The 14,910-nt window shown below is 69.7% G+C and carries 13 protein-coding genes and 1 pseudogene; 12 read left to right on the forward strand and 2 right to left on the reverse strand.

Annotated features, from left to right (window positions below; translation table 11 throughout):
* Positions 1–112 precede the first annotated feature (112 nt).
* Complete coding sequence (locus C3Y15_RS05540; RefSeq protein WP_124259914.1) at positions 113–1,054, reverse strand: LysR substrate-binding domain-containing protein; 942 nt, start codon at positions 1,052–1,054, stop codon at positions 113–115.
* A 121-nt stretch (positions 1,055–1,175) separates the two neighbouring features.
* Between C3Y15_RS05540 and C3Y15_RS05545 the strand changes: the two genes are divergently transcribed.
* On the forward strand, positions 1,176–2,225 hold the full coding sequence (locus tag C3Y15_RS05545) for an alpha/beta fold hydrolase (RefSeq protein ID WP_176314573.1): 1,050 nt from the start codon (positions 1,176–1,178) through the stop codon (positions 2,223–2,225).
* Positions 2,226–2,385: 160 nt separating this feature from the next.
* Entirely contained in the window at positions 2,386–3,183 is a 798-nt protein-coding gene (locus C3Y15_RS05550) for a 4'-phosphopantetheinyl transferase superfamily protein (protein ID WP_124259915.1), read from the forward strand.
* Here C3Y15_RS05550 and C3Y15_RS05555 read toward each other — a convergent pair.
* Positions 3,182–3,775, reverse strand: a pseudogene (locus tag C3Y15_RS05555) (transporter substrate-binding domain-containing protein); the annotation flags it as partial. The gene C3Y15_RS05550 and the pseudogene C3Y15_RS05555 sit on opposite strands and share 2 nt — an antisense overlap.
* A 161-nt stretch (positions 3,776–3,936) precedes the next feature.
* Here C3Y15_RS05555 and hutH point away from each other — a divergent pair.
* The 10 genes from hutH to C3Y15_RS05605 all read left to right on the forward strand — a co-directional run bounded on the left by hutH (position 3,937) and on the right by C3Y15_RS05605 (position 14,836).
* Positions 3,937–5,460 carry a histidine ammonia-lyase gene (gene hutH / locus C3Y15_RS05560; protein WP_124259916.1) on the forward strand — a complete coding sequence of 508 codons (1,524 nt, stop codon included), beginning with the start codon at positions 3,937–3,939 and terminating at the stop codon, positions 5,458–5,460.
* A gap of 4 nt (positions 5,461–5,464) precedes the next feature.
* Positions 5,465–6,160 carry a histidine utilization repressor gene (gene hutC, locus C3Y15_RS05565; protein WP_011885452.1) on the forward strand — a complete coding sequence of 232 codons (696 nt, stop codon included), beginning with the start codon at positions 5,465–5,467 and terminating at the stop codon, positions 6,158–6,160.
* Positions 6,161–6,200: 40 nt separating this feature from the next.
* Entirely contained in the window at positions 6,201–7,889 is a 1,689-nt protein-coding gene (hutU, locus tag C3Y15_RS05570; RefSeq protein ID WP_011885451.1) for a urocanate hydratase, read from the forward strand.
* Between the two features lie 2 nt (positions 7,890–7,891).
* Positions 7,892–8,515, forward strand: a complete 624-nt coding sequence (locus C3Y15_RS05575; RefSeq protein ID WP_014723313.1) for a HutD family protein — start codon at positions 7,892–7,894, stop codon at positions 8,513–8,515.
* Between the two features lie 4 nt (positions 8,516–8,519).
* A complete protein-coding gene (gene hutI / locus C3Y15_RS05580) occupies positions 8,520–9,743 on the forward strand; it encodes an imidazolonepropionase (RefSeq protein WP_059462101.1) in 1,224 nt (407 codons plus the stop codon).
* Between the two features lie 23 nt (positions 9,744–9,766).
* Positions 9,767–11,143: a formimidoylglutamate deiminase gene (locus C3Y15_RS05585; RefSeq protein ID WP_059462102.1), complete on the forward strand. Its 1,377-nt coding sequence runs from the start codon at positions 9,767–9,769 to the stop codon at positions 11,141–11,143.
* A gap of 58 nt (positions 11,144–11,201) precedes the next feature.
* Positions 11,202–12,002 (forward strand): N-formylglutamate deformylase, encoded by an 801-nt coding sequence (gene hutG, locus C3Y15_RS05590; protein WP_059561119.1) that lies wholly within the window; start codon positions 11,202–11,204, stop codon positions 12,000–12,002.
* Positions 12,003–12,274: 272 nt separating this feature from the next.
* Positions 12,275–12,499: a hypothetical protein gene (locus tag C3Y15_RS05595; RefSeq protein WP_080938748.1), complete on the forward strand. Its 225-nt coding sequence runs from the start codon at positions 12,275–12,277 to the stop codon at positions 12,497–12,499.
* 144 nt (positions 12,500–12,643) lie between these two features.
* Positions 12,644–13,486 carry a gamma-glutamyl-gamma-aminobutyrate hydrolase family protein gene (locus tag C3Y15_RS05600; RefSeq protein WP_069246386.1) on the forward strand — a complete coding sequence of 281 codons (843 nt, stop codon included), beginning with the start codon at positions 12,644–12,646 and terminating at the stop codon, positions 13,484–13,486.
* 12 nt (positions 13,487–13,498) lie between these two features.
* Entirely contained in the window at positions 13,499–14,836 is a 1,338-nt protein-coding gene (locus C3Y15_RS05605; RefSeq protein WP_011885444.1) for a glutamine synthetase family protein, read from the forward strand.
* Positions 14,837–14,910: the final 74 nt, after the last annotated feature.

Consider the following 14,910-nt stretch of genomic DNA (forward strand, 5'->3'; position numbering starts at 1 on the left):
TGAGCGCGGCGATGCAGACGGGACAGGCCGCAAGCGTTCCGCGCGCAGCAACTCAACGCGGCGCGCGCCAACGATTGGGCGGCGTGCCCCGGCTCGCTGCCCGCCGCCGCGATCACCCCTGCGCGACGTCGTACGCGCGCATCGCGTCCGCGCAGTCGGCGGCTTCCGCGAGAATCCAGTCGCGTACGTCGGTCACTTCGCGGCGCGGCGCCGCATCGTGCCGGAACAACCAGTAGCCATACGCATTCGAGCGCACGTGCGAGTGCGGGCCGACGACCGCGAGGCGGCCGTCGGCGAGCATCGGCGCGACGAGCGCGAGCCGTCCGAGCGCGATGCCCTGGCCCGCGATCGCCGCGTGGATCACCTGATCGTACTGGTTGAAGCGCAGCACGCCCTTCGGCCGCGCGTCGCTGAGGCCCGCCGCGTGCAGGTGCGCGCGCCACTGCAGCTGCGTCTGCGGCGGCCCGTCGAATTCGAGCAGCACGTGGTCGGCGATCGCCGCAGCATCGGCGACGGGGCGCGCGGCGAGCGCCGGGTGCGCGACCGGCACGACGATCTCGTCGAACAGATGCAGCGCGCCGGCCGGCGCGCGCTCGCGCGGGCAGTAGCGGATGCCGAGGTCGATGCCTTCCGCACGCAAATCGAGTACCTTGTCGTTCGCGGCCACGCGCAAGTCGATGTCGGGCAGGCGCGCCTGCAGGCGGCCCAGCCGCGGCAGCAGCCATAGCGCCGTCACGCCGATGCTCGCGGTGATCGTCACGGGCTGGCGCTCGCGCGCGGCGGCGAGCGCGGCGACGGTGTCCTGCAGGCTGAGCAGCGCGGCGTCCGCGACGCGGAACAGTCGCTCGCCCTCGGGCGTGAACGCGATCTTGCGATAGCCGCGCTGCAGCAGTGCGACGCCGAGATGCGCTTCGAGCGCATGCACCTGTCGGCTGACCGCCGACTGCGTGACACAGAGATCCTGCGCGGCGAGCGTGATGCTCATGCGGCGGCCGACGGCGACGAAGCCGCGCACGAGGTCGAGCGACGGGAGACGGACGAGCGGCGTTGACATGCGTATGGCTCATGCGAACGGAGCAGCAAAGATTGGTTGAGAACGCCGCATGCGTCAAGTTCAATGGAAGCCGGTCGAGCAGATGGAGCGCCGCCGCATCCGCGGCGGCACAGGAGACGGGATGACGAATTCGAACCAGGCCCGCGAGGCCGTGCACCACGCCGCGCCGGCCGACGAGCGTACGGCCGATGCGCTGCCGCCGCAGGCCGTGACGCTGACCGCCGCCGACGGCTACACGCTGCGCGCGCACGTGTGGCGGCATCGCGGCGGCGCGAGCGCCGGCCGGCCGGTGACGGTCGTCAATTGCGCGACGTCGGTGCGCTGCGACTATTACTTCCGCTTCGCCGCGTGGCTGTTCGCGCATGGCCGCGACGTACTCGTCTACGACTACCGCGGGATCGGCGGGTCGCGCCCCGCGCGGCTCGCGACGCTGCGCGCGAACTGGCTCGACTGGGGGCGGCTCGATTGCGAGGCCGCGTTGCAGTACGCGCGCGATGCGTTTCCCGGCCAGCCGATCGACGTCGTCGCACACAGCATCGGCGGCTGCGTGCTCGGGCTCGCGGCGTCGAACGCAACGGTGCGTCGCGTGGTGACGGTCGGCGCGCAGTACGCGTACTGGCGCGACTATCGGCAGCAGCAGCGGCGCCGCATGTGGTGGAAGTGGCACGTCGCGATGCCGGCGCTCGCCGCGGCGTTCGGCTACGTGCCCGCGAAGCGGCTCGGCTGGATGGAAGACACGCCGCGCGGCGTCGCGCTGTCGTGGGTGCGCTCGCAGGCTCGCTTCGAAGACGCATACACGCGCGGCCCGCTCGCCGAGACCGCCGCGAGCCGCGCCGCGCTGCCCGGCCGCTTCGCACGGCTGTCGGCGCCGATGCTGGCGATCGGACTCGACGACGACGCATTCGGCACGATCGACGCGATCGAACGACTGGCCGGCTACTACACGGGCAGCGACGTCACGCATCTGCGGCTTGCACCGCACGACATCGGCGTCGCCGAGATCGGGCACTTCGCGTTCTTCCACAGCCGCTTCGCCGACACGCTGTGGCCGCTCGCGCTGCACTGGCTGCAGCACGGCGCGTTGCCGGCCGATGCGCCGGGCCGCGTCCACGCGCGCCGTCGCGCGACGGTCGCGGCAAGCGACATGCCGGGCGCCGCGGCGCAGGGGTGACGCGCCACGCACTTGCAGCTGCGCGACGCCATCGCCCCAAGCCCGCGATATGCACGCGATATGAACCCAATACGCCCGCGACCGGGCGCGCACCGTGACGATGTTCGAGCGCGCATTCGATTAACATCGGACGTTTGATTCGACCACCCCCTACGTGCCGATGTCCCGTTCGCCCGCTTCCCCCTCCGACTCCGCCCCCGATGCCGATCCGTGCCGCGCGTGGCGCGTGCAGATGCTCGATCTGCCGCCGGCCGCAGCGCATGCCGGCGTGCGCGTCGCGCGCGTCGATTTCGACTGGCGCGTGCCGCTCGCGTCGCCCGCTTACGCGGCATTGAGCGACGTCGAGCGTGCGCGCGCCGCGCGCTATCTGCGCCACGAGGACACGATACGCAGCGCGTCGACGCGTGCCGCGCTGCGCGACGTGCTCGGCGCGGCGCTCGGCATCGCGCCGCGCGAGGTCGCGCTCGTCGTCGACGCGTCGGGCCGGCCGTCGCTGGACCCCGTGCATCGCGCCGCGCTCGACTTCAACGTGTCGCACGCGGGCGCGCACGCGCTGATCGCGTGGGCCGTGGCGCGCCGGGTGGGCGTCGACATCGAAAGCTGCAAACGCCCGGCCGACTGGCGCGCGTTGACGGCCGAAGTCTGCGCGCCGGCCGAAGCCGCCTACCTCGACGGCCTGCCGCTCGCCGCGCGAGCCGACGCCTTCATGCGCGTATGGTGCGCGAAGGAGGCGTTGCTGAAGGCATTGGGCACCGGCATCGTCGGCGGACTGCGCGCGTTCGCGGTCGTGCCGCCGCGCGACACGGCGACGCCTGCGACCACCATCGTCGAGCCTGCTGCGCCTGCTGCCGGCGTGGCGGCGTTCGACGCCGGCTGGTTCGACGCGGCGCCCGGCTATGTGGCGTGCGTCGCGTGGGCGCGCCGAGCCGAGGACGCTCCGTCGAGCGGCGCCGCGTAGCGCGGATCGCGTCGCTCATCGGGAAGTCGCAAGCGAGTCCGTTCGGCGGCATCGGCTTCGTGAATCACTTGTCGTACGGCCCACGATCTCGCCGATCTCGCCGCGCTTCATCAGCTGCACGAGCACGCCGTCGACGAGCGCGTTGAACGGCGGATCGTCCTTGCGCAGCATGAAACCGTACGCTTGCGCTGACTGCTGCGTGCCGACGATCGCCCAGTCGGCCGGCTTCGCCGCGAGCTGGCGCACGCCGGCGAGCGGCACGCCGTCCACCATCTACGCGACCGCGCGGCCCGATTCGAGCGCGAGGCTCACTTCGCCGTAATCCTTCGCGCTGATGATCTGCGCGTTCATCCTCCTTTCCTCGTTCATCTTGCGCAGCAGCCGCTCGGCCGTCGCGCCCTGATTCATCACGACCGTCTTGCCGGCGAGCTCGGCGAAGTCGTGGATACCGGCGCGCGTGAGCACGCCGCTCGCCGCGACGAAGAAGGTGATCGAGAACGCGACCTGCGCATGACGGGCGGCGAAGTGTGGTCGTGACGCCGCTTTCGAGGTCGACGGTGCCGTTCCGCACGAGCGGAATGCGGTTCCGCGACGCCGCCGGCGTCATTTCACCGAGGCGCCGCCGCGCTCAGGCCGGCCGTGTCGCGCCTCAGGGAAACTCCCGAGCCGGAATTATGAAATTCGGGTTGTCTAGACAAGTCGCGATCGCTACACTTCAATCCATCCCGAACTTGTCTAGACAGGATTGCACCCATGATTACGTTGACCCCCGGCCACCTGACCCTCCCGCAACTGCGCCGGATCGCACGCGAGTCCGTGCAGTTGCAGCTCGATCCCGCGAGCTTCGCGAAGATCGACGCGGGTGCGAAGGCCGTCGCCGACATCGCGGCGAAGGGCGAGCCCGCGTACGGCATCAACACGGGCTTCGGCCGGCTGGCCAGCACGCACATCCCGCACGACCAGCTCGAGCTGCTGCAGAAGAACCTGGTGCTGTCGCATGCGGTCGGCGTGGGCGAGCCGATGGCGCGCTCGTCGGTGCGGCTGCTGATGGCGCTGAAGCTGTCGAGCCTCGGCCGCGGTCATTCGGGCATCCGTCGCGAGGTGATGGACGCGCTGATCACGCTGTTCAACGCCGACGTGCTGCCGCTGATCCCGGTGAAAGGGTCGGTCGGCGCATCGGGCGATCTCGCGCCGCTCGCGCACATGTCGGCCGTGCTGCTCGGCGTCGGCGAAGTGTTCATCCGCGGCGAACGCGCGAGCGCGCTCGACGGGCTGCGCGTCGCGGGCCTCGCACCGCTGACGCTGCAGGCGAAGGAAGGCCTGGCGCTGCTGAACGGCACGCAGGCGTCCACCGCGCTCGCGCTCGACAACATGTTCGCGATCGAAGACCTGTACCGCACCGCGCTGGTCGCGGGCGCGCTGTCGGTCGACGCGGCCGCCGGCTCGGTGAAGCCGTTCGACGCGCGCATCCACGAGCTGCGCGGCCATCGCGGCCAGATCGACGCGGCCGCGTCGTACCGCGAGCTGCTCGAAGGCTCGCCGATCAACCAGTCGCATCGCGATTGCGACAAGGTGCAGGACCCGTACAGCCTGCGCTGCCAGCCGCAGGTGATGGGCGCGTGCCTGGACCAGATGCGCCACGCGGCCGACGTGCTGCTGGTCGAGGCGAACGCGGTGTCGGACAACCCGCTGATCTTCCCGGATACCGGCGAAGTGCTGTCGGGCGGCAACTTCCACGCGGAGCCGGTCGCGTTCGCCGCCGACAACCTCGCGCTCGCGGCCGCGGAAATCGGCGCGCTCGCCGAGCGCCGCATCGCGCTGCTGATCGACGCGACGCTGTCGGGCCTGCCGCCGTTCCTCGTGAAGGACGGCGGCGTGAATTCGGGCTTCATGATCGCCCACGTGACGGCTGCCGCGCTCGCGTCGGAGAACAAGACGCTCGCGCACCCGGCGTCGGTCGATTCGCTGCCGACTTCCGCGAACCAGGAGGACCACGTGTCGATGGCGACGTTCGCCGCGCGCAAGCTCTCCGACATCGCCGACAACACCAAGCACATCCTCGCGATCGAGCTGCTGGCCGCCGCCCAGGGCGTCGACCTGCGCGCGCCGCATCACACGAGCCCGAAGCTCGCGCCGGTGATGGAGACGATCCGCAGCAAGGTCGCGCACTACGAGCTCGATCACTACTTCGCACCGGACATCGCGGTGATCGCGCAGCTCGTCGGCGAACGCGCGTTCGCGAAGATCGCACCGTTCTCGTTCGCCTCGGAACAGTGAGTCGATGAGCGCGCCGGTCTACCAGGAGATCAAGGACTTCATCCTGGGTCGCATTCACGCCGGCGAGTGGGCGGAGGGCGATCAGGTGCCCTCCGAGAACGAACTGGCCCGCGAGTTCAAGGTGGCGCGCATGACCGTCAACCGGGCGCTGCGCGAGCTGGCGGCCGAGCAGGTGCTCACGCGCATGAAGGGTGCGGGCACCTATGTCGCGCGGCCGAAGTACGAGTCGACGCTGGTGGCGATCCGCAGCATCTCGGAGGAGGTCGGCGCGCGCGGGCATGCGTATCGCGCGAGCGTGCTCGGCCTCGATACGGTGCGCGCCGACGAGGCGCTCGCCGACGAGATGCAGGTGGCCGTGCGCGCCAGGCTGTTTCATTCGCAGGTGCTGCACTTCGAGAACGACGAGCCGGTGCAGCTCGAAGAGCGGTGGGTGAATCCGGCGGTCGCGCCGGATTACGCCAAGCAGGATTTCACGAACACGACGCCGAACCAGTACCTGATGCGCGCGGCGCCGCTGCTGCGCGTCGAGTACCGGATCGAGGCGGCGGCGCCCGGCGCCGAGTTGCGCGAGCAGCTGCGGATGGACGACGTCGAGCCGTGTCTGGTTTTACATCGGCGCACGTGGTCGCAGGGCGTGGTCGCATCGGTCGCGAATCTGTGGCACCCCGGCAGCCGGTATCGCTTCACCGGGCATTTCTGATTCCCCCATTGATATTCATTTTCCTTCGGGAGCAGTCGTCATGAACCATCCGAAACACATCGATCCCCGTCTCGATCCGACCCGCACGATCCGCGCGCCGCGCGGCAGCGAGAAGGTCTGCAAGACCTGGCTGGCCGAAGCGGCCTACCGGATGATCCAGAACAACCTCGATCCCGAAGTCGCCGAGCATCCGCATGCGCTCGTCGTCTACGGCGGCATCGGGCGCGCTGCGCGCAACTGGGAATGCTACGACCAGATCCTCGCGTCGCTGAAGGATCTGAATGAAGACGAAACGCTGCTCGTGCAGTCGGGCAAGCCGGTCGGCGTGTTCCGCACGCACAAGGATGCGCCGCGCGTGCTGCTCGCCAATTCGAACCTCGTGCCGCACTGGGCCACCTGGGACCACTTCAACGAGCTCGACCGCAAGGGCCTGATGATGTACGGCCAGATGACGGCCGGCAGCTGGATCTACATCGGCAGCCAGGGGATCGTTCAGGGTACCTACGAAACCTTCTTCTCGGTCGCGAACCAGCACTTCAACGGCGACCCGTCGGGCCGCTGGATCCTCACCGGCGGCCTCGGCGGGATGGGCGGCGCGCAGCCGCTCGCGGCGACGATGGCCGGCTTCTCGATGATCGCGGTCGAATGCGACGAGACGCGCATCGACTTCCGTCTGAAGACGCGTTACGTCGACAAGAAGGCGACGACGCTCGACGAAGCGCTCGGCATGCTCGACGAAGCGAAGCGCACCGGCAAGCCGGTGTCGGTCGGCCTGCTCGGCAACGCGGCCGACGTGTTCACCGAATGCGTCGCGCGCGGCATCACGCCGGATTGCGTGACCGACCAGACGAGCGCGCACGATCCGATCAACGGCTACCTGCCGCAGGGCTGGAGCGTCGCGCAATGGCGCGAGACGCAGAAGGTCGATCCGCAGAGCATCGTGAAGGCGGCGAAGCAGTCGATGGCCGTCCAGGTGCGCGCGATGCTGACGCTGCAGGAGCGCGGCGCGGCCACGCTCGACTACGGCAACAACATCCGCCAGATGGCGCTGGACATGGGCGTCGAGAACGCGTTCGACTTCCCGGGCTTCGTGCCGGCCTATATCCGCCCGCTGTTCTGCGAAGGCAAGGGGCCGTTCCGCTGGGTCGCGCTGTCGGGCGATCCGGAGGACATCTACAAGACCGATCAGAAGGTGAAGGAGCTGATCCCCGACGATGCGCACCTGCACAACTGGCTCGACATGGCGCGCGAGCGCATCGCGTTCCAGGGCTTGCCGGCGCGGATCTGCTGGGTCGGCGTGAAGGACCGCTATCGCCTCGGCCAGGCGTTCAACGAGATGGTCAGGAACGGCGAGCTGAAGGCGCCGATCGTGATCGGCCGCGACCACCTCGACACCGGCTCGGTCGCGAGCCCGAACCGCGAGACCGAATCGATGAAGGACGGCTCGGATGCCGTGAGCGACTGGCCGCTGCTGAACGCGCTGCTGAACACCGCGGGCGGCGCGACCTGGGTGTCGCTGCACCACGGCGGCGGCGTCGGGATGGGCTTCTCGCAGCATGCGGGCGTCGTGATCGTCGCGGACGGCAGCGCCGACGCGCACGAGCGCCTCGGCCGCGTGCTGCTGAACGATCCGGCAACCGGCGTGATGCGCCATGCGGACGCCGGCTACGAACTCGCGCAGCAGACGGCCCGCGAAGTGGGCCTGAAGCTGCCGATGCTCGGCCGCTGAGCATGACGGCGCTCGACCAGGCGCCGGCCGACGCGCGGCCCGCCGTCGCGACGATCCGCGGCGCGGCGCTCGTCGCGTCGCCGTGGAAGAACGGCGGCGGCGTGACGCGCGAGATCGCGGCCTATCCGCCGGGCGCCGCGCTCGATGCGTTCGCGTGGCGCGTGAGCGTCGCGGACGTCGGCGCGGGCGGGCCGTTCTCGCGGTTCGACGGCGTCGACCGCACGCTCGTGCTGCTGTCGGGCGCGGGCATGACGCTGGCCGAAGCGGGCGGTGCGCGCCATGTGCTCGACACGCCGCTCGCGCGCGCGGACTTCGCCGGCGAAGCGGCCATCGACGCGACGCTGCACGCCGGCGCGACGCGCGACTTCAATCTGATGACGCGCCGCTCGGCCGCGCGCGCGACGCTCGCCGTGTGGCGCGCGGGCACGCATCGCGTCGAACCCGCCGACACCGTGCTGCTGTTCTGCGCGGCCGGCGCGCTCGAGGTCGCGATCGGCGGCGCGCGCTACGCACTGCAGGAACTGGACACGCTGCGGCTCGACGCGCCGCAGCGTGCGTTTGACGTCGTGGTGAGCGCGGGCGGCGCGTTGCTCGCCGTGTCGCTCACCGTCGATGCACGAGACTGAACGCATGAAACCGACTGTCTGGCATCACCTGAGGCTGTGTACGCACGGCCATCCCGACGAAACGATCGACGATGCGGCGATCGTCGTCGACGAAACCGGCACGATCCGGTGGCTCGGCACGTTCTCCGCGCTGCCGCAAGACTATGCGCACTGGCAGCGCGAAGACCTGCACGGCGCGTGGGTGACGCCGGGCCTCGTCGACTGCCATACCCACCTCGTGTACGGCGGCACGCGCGCGGACGAGTTCGCGCAGCGCCTCGCCGGCGTCAGCTACGAGGAGATCGCACGGCAGGGCGGCGGGATCGTGTCGACCGTGCGCGCGACGCGCGCGGCCGACGAGACCGCGCTGTTCGTGCAGGCCGCCGCGCGTCTGCAGCCGTTGCTCGCCGAAGGCGTGACCGCGATCGAGATCAAGTCGGGCTACGGCCTCGACCTCGCGAGCGAGCGCAAGATGCTGCGCGTCGCGCGCCAGCTCGGCGAGCGCTTCCCCGTCGCCGTCTACACGACCTTCCTCGGCGCGCATGCGCTGCCGCCCGAATATGCGGGGCGCGCCGACGCATACATCGACGACGTGTGCGAGCGGATGCTGCCGGCGCTCGCCGACGAAGGGCTGGTCGACGCGGTCGACGTGTTCTGCGAGCGCATCGGTTTTTCGCTCGCGCAGACCGAGCGCGTGTTCGACGCCGCGACGCGACGCGGGCTGCCGGTGAAGCTGCATGCGGAGCAGCTGTCGAACGCCGGCGGCACCGCGCTGGCCGCGCGCTATCGCGCGCTGTCGGCCGATCACCTCGAATTCCTCGACGAGGCCGGCGTCGCCGCGATGAAAGCGGCCGGCACGGTCGCCGTGCTGCTGCCCGGCGCGTATTACTTCATCCGCGAAACGCAGTTGCCGCCGCTCGAGCTGCTGCGCAAGCACGGCGTGCCGATTGCGCTCGCGACCGATCACAACCCCGGCACGTCGCCGCTCGAATCGTTGCTGCTGACCATGAACCTCGGCTGCACGCTGTTCCGGATGACCGTGCCGGAGGTGCTGCAGGGCGTGACGCGCCATGCGGCGGCGGCGCTCGGCCGCGCGGATCGGCATGGCGTGCTCGAGGCCGGACGCCCGGCCGATTTCGCGGTGTGGTCGATCGGCTCGCTGTCGGAGCTCGCGTACTGGATCGGCCGTCCGCTGTGCGAGCAGGTCGTGCGCGGCGGCGCGACGGTGTTTCGCCGGATCGACGGCTAGCCTTGCAACGGACCACATTGACGATGACCGAAACGACGTTGTTCGCGGATCATGCATACCTGCCCGACGGCTGGCGCCGCAACGTGCTGCTGCGCTGGGACGCCACCGGCACCCTGACCGGCGTGCGTGCCGATACCGACGCGCCGGCGGGCGCGGCGCGCGCGGCCGGGCCCGTGCTGCCCGGCATGCCGAACCTGCATTCGCACGCGTTCCAGCGCGCGATGGCGGGGCTCACCGAATACCGCGCGAATCCCGCCGACAGCTTCTGGAGCTGGCGCGACCTGATGTACCGCTTCGCGCTGAAGATCACGCCCGACGCGCTCGCGGCGATCGCGCGCTGGCTGTACGTCGAGATGCTCAAGTGCGGCTATACGTCGGTGTGCGAATTCCATTACGTGCACCACGCGCAGGACGGTTCGCGCTATCCGCAGATCGCGGAACTCGGCACGCGCGTGATCGACGCGGCGCGCGCGGCCGGCATCGGCATCACGATGCTGCCGGTGTCCTACCAGTTCGCCGGCTTCGGCAACAAGCCGCCGCGCGACGACCAGCGCCGCTTCATCAACACGCCGGACGGCCTGCTCGAACTGCTCGACGCGATGCGTCGCGTCGCGCCCGAGCATGGCGGGCTGCGCTACGGCGTCGCGCCGCATTCGCTGCGCGCGGTGTCCGAGAACGGCCTGCGTGCGTTGCTCGACGGCGTGCCCGACGATGCACCCGTGCATATCCACATCGCCGAGCAGACGGCCGAAGTCGACGACTGCGTGCGCGCGTACGGCGCGCGCCCGGTGCAATGGCTGCTCGATCGCTTCGACGTCGATGCGCGCTGGTGCGTCGTGCACGCCACGCACGTCGATGCAGCCGAGACGGCGGCGCTCGCGAAGCGGCGCGCGGTGGCGGGGCTGTGCCTCACTACCGAGGCGAATCTCGGCGACGGCGTGTTCCCGGCCGTCGACTATCTCGCGCAGGGCGGCGTGTTCGGCGTCGGCTCCGACAGTCACGCATCGGTCGACTGGCGCGCGGAGCTGCGCCTGCTCGAATACGGGCAGCGGCTCGTGCATCGCGCGCGCAACGTGCTCGCCAGCGACGCGCAGCCGCGCGTGGCCGACCGGCTGTTCGACGCGGCGCTCGCGGGCGGCGCGCAGGCGAGCGGGCGGCGCATCGGTGCGCTGCGCGAAGGCTGCCGCGCCGACTGGCTCGTGCTCGATCCCGCGCATCCGGCGATCGCCGAACACGACAGCGGCGCATGGCTGTCGGGTGCGGTGTTCGCCGAGCATGGCGACACGCCGGTGCTCGACGTGTATGCCGGCGGCGAGCGCGTCGTGAGCGGCCGCCGCCATCGCGACGAGGCCGAGGCCTATGCGGACTACCGCGCCGCGCTTGCGCAACTGCTGCGCTGACGCGCGACCCCGGCGCACGCCGCGCGCGTGCGCCGGCACACTTTTACGGTGAGGCGACATGACTGAACAACCGGCTGTATTCACGCTGAAGCAGGGCACGCTGCCGCTGCTGATCTCGATTCCGCATGCGGGCACCTACATCCCCGACGACATCGCCGCGACGATGACGCCGGACGCGCGCTTCGTCGACGATTGCGACTGGCACCTCGAGCGGCTGTACGGATTCGCCGCGCAGCTCGGCGCGTCGATCCTGGTGCCGTCGCATGCGCGCTACGTCGTCGACCTGAACCGTCCGCCCGACGACGAGAACCTCTACCCGGGGCAGGACACGACCGGGCTCGTGCCGGTCGACACCTTCGACAAGGCGCCGCTGTATCGGGCCGACACGCTGCCGGGCAGCGACGAGATCATGCGCCGTCGCGACCGCTACTGGCGTCCGTATCACGACGCGCTGCAACGCGAGATCGCGCGGCTGAAGGGCGAGCACGGCCGCGTGCTCGTCTGGGAGGCGCATTCGATCCGCTCGCACGTGCCGCGCTTCTTCGAAGGCCGCTTGCCGGACTTCAACTTCGGCACGTCGAACGGCGCGAGCGCGGCGCCTGGGCTCGCCGAGGCGCTCGCCGCCTGCGTGCACGCGCACGGCGGCTACACGGCGGTCGCGAACGGACGTTTCAAGGGCGGCTACATCACGCGTCACTACGGCGTACCGGCGAGCGGCGTCGAAGCCGTGCAGCTCGAGCTGTCGCAGATCACCTACATGGACGAGACGCGCCCGTATGCGTACGACGACGCGCGTGCCGCGCAGGTCGTGCCGTTGCTGCGCACGCTGGTGGAGACCGCGCTGGCGCATCGCGGATAGCGTGTCGCGGCGTGCGTCGTTGCATGGTGCTGCGGCGTGCCCGGTGTGTTGACGCGCCGCACAAAACGGCATCGACTGCGCCGGTCGATGCCGTTTTTTCATTCGTACGATGCGTGGAGCGACCGCCGAAAATTTGACGCAATTTTTGGGTGATATAAGCTGAATGTCAGGCAGTCGTCACGCGAGCCGGTGCGTTCAGCGTCACGCCGCATTGCCGCATTCGCTCGAACGCGACCCGTGTGCTGCCTCAATCAAGTCAGTCGAGTACGATCGTGAAAGCCGCCAGCCCATCGATACGCCGGACCCGAAGTCCGTCGGCGGGCGCGCCGCCTCAGGCCGGGTCGATCCGGCATGCTGAGCGCGGCACGCACGCCGATCTCCTGCATGCGCCTCGTCTTTTCGCCGCCTCCGACCGCGGCGTGCGCCGCTTCAACGTCGTCACCGCGCATGTGTTCAGCGCAGTGCAGTGCGACGGCAGCGCTTCATTGTTGCCCTAGCGTCCTTGTTTGTTTTCTCTTCGTGCCGCAGCGAGCGTTGCCGCGTCGCGCGCACGTGCGCGGCTGCGCGCGACGCAGCACCAGATGTCCATCGGCCGGTGCATGCGCATGCGCATGCATTGTGCGCTCGACGCGGAGGCGCTCATGCGCGCGCGGCCGATCGTAGCGGTCAGCGCCGACCGCGTGCTGCGCGGCGCACACCCGAACCACACGGCCGGCGAGAAATATCTGGTCGCGGTGGTCGACGGCGCCGGTGCGCTCGCGTTCGTGTTGCCGGCGCTGGGCGCGCGGCAGCCGGTCGACGCGATCGTCGCGTCGCTCGACGGGCTGCTGCTGACCGGCAGTCATTCGAACGTCGAGCCGCATCACTACGGCGGCCCGGCAAGCGCCGCTGACACGCTGCACGACGCCGCGCGCGACGCGACCGTGCTGCCGCTCGTGCGCGCGGCGATCGACGCCGGCGTGCCAGTGCTCGCGATCTGCCGTGGCATGCAGGAGCTGAACGTCGCGTATGGCGGCACGCTGCATCAGCGGCTGCATGCGAGCGTCGGGTTCCACGATCATCGCGAGCGCGACGGCGATCCGCTCGAGCGGCAATACGGCCCCGCACACCGCGTGCGATTCGCGCCGGGCGGCCTGCTGCAACGCATCGCGCGCGGTGCGCATGACGCAATGGTCAATTCGCTGCACGATCAGGGCATCGCGCGGCTCGGTGCGGGGCTCGCGGTCGAGGCGAGCGCGCCGGACGGGCTGATCGAGGCCGTGAGCGTGCGCGGCGCGCGCGCGTTCGCGCTGGGCGTGCAGTGGCATCCCGAATGGCGGTTCGCGGAACGGCCGCTTTCGCGCGACATCTTCGCGGCATTCGGCGCGGCGTGCCGCGCGCGCATGACGCATCGCCTTCATGCGGCCGGCTACGCGATGCCGTCTCGGGAGGCGAGCGATATCGACACCGATACTGATACCGACACCGACACCGACACCGACTAAACGAGAGCGATCATGCAATCCGAACTGAGCGAATTCCTGCGTCAGCACCGCATCACCGAGGTCGAGGCGATCATTCCGGACATGGCCGGCATCGCGCGCGGCAAGATCATTCCGCGCAACAAGTTCGAATCCGGCGAGTCGATGCGGCTGCCGCAGGCCGTGATGGTGCAGACGGTCACGGGCGATTATCCGGAGGACGGCTCGCTGACCGGCGTGACCGATCCCGACATGGTGTGCGTGCCCGATCCGTCGACGATCTGCCTGATTCCGTGGGCCGTCGATCCGACCGCGCAGGTGATCCACGACTGCGTACACTTCGACGGTTCGCCGGTCGAGATCTCGCCGCGCTATGTGCTGCGGCGCGTGCTGGATCTCTACGAGGCGAAGGGCTGGAAGCCGGTGGTCGCGCCGGAGCTGGAGTTCTATCTGGTCGACATGAACGCCGATCCCGACTTGCCGTTGAGGCCGCCGGTCGGCCGCACGGGGCGCGCGGAGACGGGGCGTCAGTCGTATTCGATCGAGGCGGTCAACGAGTTCGATCCGCTGTTCGAGGACATCTACGAATACTGCGAGATGCAGGGGCTCGACATCGAGACGCTGATTCACGAAGTGGGCGCCGCGCAGATGGAGATCAACTTCATGCACGGCGACGCGCTGTCGCTTGCGGATCAAGTGTTCCTGTTCAAGCGCACGGTGCGCGAGGCCGCGTTGCGCCACAACATGTACGCGACGTTCATGGCCAAGCCGATGGAAGACGAGCCGGGCTCGGCGATGCACATTCACCAGAGCCTCGCCGATGCGCGCACCGGCCGCAACCTGTTCGCCGACGAAGGCGGCGACGTGTCGCCGATGTTCCAGAGCTATCTCGCCGGGCTGCAGAAGTACACGCCGGCGCTGATGCCGATCTTCGCGCCGTACATCAACTCGTATCGCCGGCTGTCGCGCTTCATGGCCGCGCCGATCAACGTGCAGTGGGGCTACGACAACCGCACGGTCGGCTTTCGCATTCCGCAGTCGGCGCCTGCGGCGCGGCGCATCGAGAACCGGATTCCGGGCGTCGACTGCAACCCGTACCTCGCGTTCGCGGCGACGCTCGCGGCCGGTTATCTCGGTCTCACGCAGCAGCTCGCGCCGACCGAGCCGATCGCTTCGGATGGCTACGACCTGCCGTATCAACTGCCGCGCAATCTCGAGGAGGGCATCTCGCTGATGGCCGCCTGCACGCCGCTCGCCGGCATTCTCGGCGACAAGTTCGTGAAGGCGTATCTGGCGTTGAAGGAGACGGAGTACGAGGCGTTCTTCCGCGTGATCAGTTCGTGGGAGCGCCGTCATTTGCTGCTTCATGTGTGAGGGGCGCGGGGAAGGGGGAGTCGATAGGGTCGAACGGAGCGCAGCCAGCGCTGGCGCAGTGATGGGCTGGTTGG

It is taken from the genome of Burkholderia sp. B10 (genome assembly GCF_004368385.1).
In the GTDB taxonomy this organism is placed as follows: Bacteria; Pseudomonadota; Gammaproteobacteria; order Burkholderiales; family Burkholderiaceae; genus Burkholderia; species Burkholderia vietnamiensis.

Excerpts from the sequence above, each read along its gene's own strand:
- hutC (WP_011885452.1), top strand. The coding sequence starts at position 5,465 with ATGAGCGCGCCGGTCTACCAGGAGATCAAGGACTTCATCCTGGGTCGC.
- C3Y15_RS05605 (WP_011885444.1), top strand. The coding sequence starts at position 13,499 with ATGCAATCCGAACTGAGCGAATTCCTGCGTCAGCACCGCATCACCGAG.
- hutG (WP_059561119.1), top strand. The coding sequence starts at position 11,202 with ATGACTGAACAACCGGCTGTATTCACGCTGAAGCAGGGCACGCTGCCG.
- C3Y15_RS05545 (WP_176314573.1), top strand. The coding sequence starts at position 1,176 with ATGACGAATTCGAACCAGGCCCGCGAGGCCGTGCACCACGCCGCGCCG.
- C3Y15_RS05585 (WP_059462102.1), top strand. The coding sequence starts at position 9,767 with ATGACCGAAACGACGTTGTTCGCGGATCATGCATACCTGCCCGACGGC.
- hutU (WP_011885451.1), top strand. The coding sequence starts at position 6,201 with ATGAACCATCCGAAACACATCGATCCCCGTCTCGATCCGACCCGCACG.
- C3Y15_RS05540 (WP_124259914.1), bottom strand. The coding sequence starts at position 1,054 with ATGTCAACGCCGCTCGTCCGTCTCCCGTCGCTCGACCTCGTGCGCGGC.
- C3Y15_RS05575 (WP_014723313.1), top strand. The coding sequence starts at position 7,892 with ATGACGGCGCTCGACCAGGCGCCGGCCGACGCGCGGCCCGCCGTCGCG.
- hutI (WP_059462101.1), top strand. The coding sequence starts at position 8,520 with ATGAAACCGACTGTCTGGCATCACCTGAGGCTGTGTACGCACGGCCAT.
- C3Y15_RS05550 (WP_124259915.1), top strand. The coding sequence starts at position 2,386 with ATGTCCCGTTCGCCCGCTTCCCCCTCCGACTCCGCCCCCGATGCCGAT.
- C3Y15_RS05600 (WP_069246386.1), top strand. The coding sequence starts at position 12,644 with ATGCGCGCGCGGCCGATCGTAGCGGTCAGCGCCGACCGCGTGCTGCGC.
- hutH (WP_124259916.1), top strand. The coding sequence starts at position 3,937 with ATGATTACGTTGACCCCCGGCCACCTGACCCTCCCGCAACTGCGCCGG.